The sequence below is a fragment of the Neoroseomonas rubea genome (genome assembly GCF_016106015.1).
GTDB lineage: Bacteria > Pseudomonadota > Alphaproteobacteria > Acetobacterales > Acetobacteraceae > Neoroseomonas > Neoroseomonas rubea.
Map to the genome: position 1 here is coordinate 1 of NZ_JACADQ010000442.1, position 2,761 is coordinate 2,761.

A 2,761-nucleotide genomic window follows, 5' to 3' on the forward strand; every position below is an offset into this window, starting at 1 on the left:
AGGCGACGGTGCGGCTCTGGCTGCGTCGCCTGCCATGAGTGATGCCGAAGGCGCGCCCACGCCCTCGCGCCGCCGCCCGCGGCCGGGGCGCTGGCTCGCCGCGGTGGCGATGCTCGCGCTGGCCTGGGGCTTCGCGGATTTCGTCGGCACCGCGCTGGCGCCCGCCACGCCGGCCGGGGGAGAGACGGACGGCATCGTCGTGCTGACCGGCGGCAGCGAACGCGTCGCGACCGGCTTCCGGCTGCTAGCCGAGGGGCGGGCGCGGCGGCTGCTGATCTCCGGCGCGCATCCCGAGGCCGGGCTGGCCGAGATCGCCGCCGCGGTGGGGCTCGATGCCGCGCGGCTCGCCGGGCGGGTGGATGTCGGCCACGCGGCGGCCAGCACGCGCGGCAACGCGGCCGAGATCGCGGCCTGGGCGCGGGCGGAGGAGATGCGGTCGCTGCGCGTCGTGACCGCCGGCTACCACATGCCGCGCGCGATGCTGGAGATGCGCCGGGCGCTGCCCGCCACGGCGCTGGTGCCGCATCCGGTGGCCTCCGCCGCGCTGCGCGCGCCCGGTGCGTCGTGGCGGCCGCGCGTCTGGGCCCTTCTGGCTGGCGAGTATGCGCGCTACGTGCTCGCGCGGGCGGGCCTGTCGGGCCTGGCCTGGCCGCGGCGGGAGGCGCGGGAGGGATGAATCTGCTGCGATCGGCGCTGTTCAATGTGGTCTTCATCGGCGGCACGGCGCTGACGGCGGTGCTCGGCATTCCGATGCTGCTCGCGCCCCGCCGCGTGATGATCGCCTATGTGCGCGGCTGGGCGTGGCTGATGGTCACGTCGCTGCGCGTCATCTGTGGCGTCCGGCTCGAGGTGACGGGGATGCACAACATCCCGCCGGGCGGGGCGATCATCGCCGGGAAGCACCAATCCGCCTTCGACACGTTCGTCTGGTCGATGCTGCTGCAGGCGCCGGTCTACGTGCTCAAGAAGGAACTCATGGCGATCCCCGTCTGGGGTTGGCTGGCGCAGCGCTGTGGGCATGTGGCGGTGGACCGCGAGGCCGGTGCCCCCGCGCTGCGCGGCATGGTGAAGGCGACTAAGGCAGCCCTCGCCGAAGGCCGGCCGGTGGTCATCTTCCCCGAAGGCACGCGCAGCGCGCCGGGGGACCGCGTGCCCTACCAGCCTGGCGTGGCGGCGCTGGCGATGGCCTCCGGCGCGCCGGTGGTGCCGGCGGCGACGGATAGCGGCCGCTTCTGGGGGCGGCGCGGCTTCCACAAGCGGCCGGGGACGCTGCACATCTCGGTGCTGCCGCCGCTGCCCGCGGGGCTGCCACGGGCAGCCTTCATGAAGGCCCTTGAGGAGGCGATCGAGACCGAGACGGCGCGGCTGATGGCGCTGCCCGGGCCTGTGGAAAACCTTGCGGAAAACCGCGCGTGATGAATTCAGCCAGGGCGTCAGTTTAGCACATCAACTTATTGTATTATAACAGAATTGAGTGGCGCGGTTCGCGATGTGGACAACCCCGCCGGGACGCCCCCCCTAACTTGGGCCCAAAGTAGAATGTTGTGGCCCATCATTCGCGCAGTAGGTTCATGCCAGGGAACTATTCCGCCGGCATCAGCCCCGCGATCCGATCGAGCCCGGCATCCCGCACCCCCATCGCCCGCAGATGGCGCAGCGTGTTGAGCAGATACTCCCGGTTCGGGCCCATCTGGCCATGGCCGGCGGCGATCGCGGCCGCTGCGCGCTCCGGCGAGAGCCGCCCGCAATAGAGCCGGCATCCCCGGTTCGCCACATAAGCGACGGCACGCACCATGCGCCCGCTGTCGAGCAGCCGCACGGGCAGCAGGCGGCGGTGGTACACCTGCTCCGCCCCGTCCGGCAGCTCGCGGTCATCGAGATAGGCGAGCACCTCGGCCGCCTCCGCCCCCGCGACCCGGAAGGCGAGGCCGCGGCAGGCCCCGCCGCGGTCGAGGCCGAGCACCAGGCCCGGCCGGTCCGGCGTGCCGCGGTAACGGTGCGACCACAGGCAGAAGCGGCGATGGAAGCCGCGCAGCAGTGCCGGATGGGCGGCGGCGTGGGTGAAGCCCGGCCGCCAGATCAGCGAGCCATAGGCGAACACATACATGTGGCCGTCCGCGTCAAGCGCGGCGCGGGCGGCCTCGGGGTCGTGGCGCATCGCGGGCTTCCGGCCGCCGACGGCCGCGAGCGGGGAACGCATCGCGCCGCGGCGGGCGGGGCGCTATACGCCGAGCCACGATGACCGCCAAGACGCCGGCCCGTCCCGCCCGCGGCTTCCGCCGCGCCGCCATCGGCGCGCTGCTGCTGCTCGCGGTGCTGCTCGCCGGGCACGGGCTCGCCTGGCGGTTCGTGACTGGGGCGATGGCGGTCGGCTTCTCCGACTGGGTCGCGCAGCGCCGCGCCGAGGGCTGGACGGTCGAGCACGGGGTCCCGACGCGGGGTGGCTGGCCGCTGACCGCGCGGCTGGCGGTGCCCGAGGTCGCCGTTGCCGGCGCGACCGCGAGCCTGCCACAGGGCTTTGCATGGACGGCGGGGGCCCTGGATCTGACGGTCGCGCCGCCACGCCTCGATCGGTTGGTCGTCGCGCCGCGCGGGGCGCAGATGCTGCGTCTCGGCGCGACCGAAATTCCCTACGCGGCCGATCGGATCGACCTGGTCCTGCCGCTCGAGCCCGGCCCGGGGCCGCGCGCTGCGGCGCTGGCGGTCGCGAGGCTGCGCGCCGTGACGCCGGAGGGCCCTCTGGCGGTGCAGGCGCTGCGCG

4 protein-coding genes are annotated in these 2,761 nt (G+C 74.1%); 3 read left to right on the forward strand and 1 reads right to left on the reverse strand.

The genetic code is table 11. The features are described from left to right. A partial coding sequence (locus HW577_RS23330; protein WP_332837797.1) for a YdcF family protein occupies positions 1 to 676 on the forward strand: 676 nt, incomplete at its 5' end. Next, entirely contained in the window at positions 673 to 1,416 is a 744-nt protein-coding gene (locus tag HW577_RS23335) for a lysophospholipid acyltransferase family protein (protein ID WP_198378500.1), read from the forward strand. The genes HW577_RS23330 and HW577_RS23335, both read left to right, overlap by 4 nt. A gap of 166 nt (positions 1,417 to 1,582) precedes the next feature. On the opposite strand, the gene HW577_RS23340 is transcribed toward HW577_RS23335, so the two are convergent. Further along, positions 1,583 to 2,158: a gamma-glutamylcyclotransferase gene (locus HW577_RS23340; RefSeq protein ID WP_232475191.1), complete on the reverse strand. Its 576-nt coding sequence runs from the start codon at positions 2,156 to 2,158 to the stop codon at positions 1,583 to 1,585. Positions 2,159 to 2,238: 80 nt separating this feature from the next. Between HW577_RS23340 and HW577_RS23345 the strand changes: the two genes are divergently transcribed. Continuing rightward, the coding region (locus tag HW577_RS23345) for a DUF2125 domain-containing protein (protein ID WP_198378502.1) at positions 2,239 to 2,761 on the forward strand (523 nt) is incomplete at its 3' end.

What these genes read in the sequence shown, in the direction of transcription:
- HW577_RS23335 (WP_198378500.1), top strand. Translation starts at nt 673, where the DNA reads ATGAATCTGCTGCGATCGGCGCTGTTCAATGTGGTCTTCATCGGCGGC.
- HW577_RS23340 (WP_232475191.1), bottom strand. Translation starts at nt 2,158, where the DNA reads ATGCGCCACGACCCCGAGGCCGCCCGCGCCGCGCTTGACGCGGACGGC.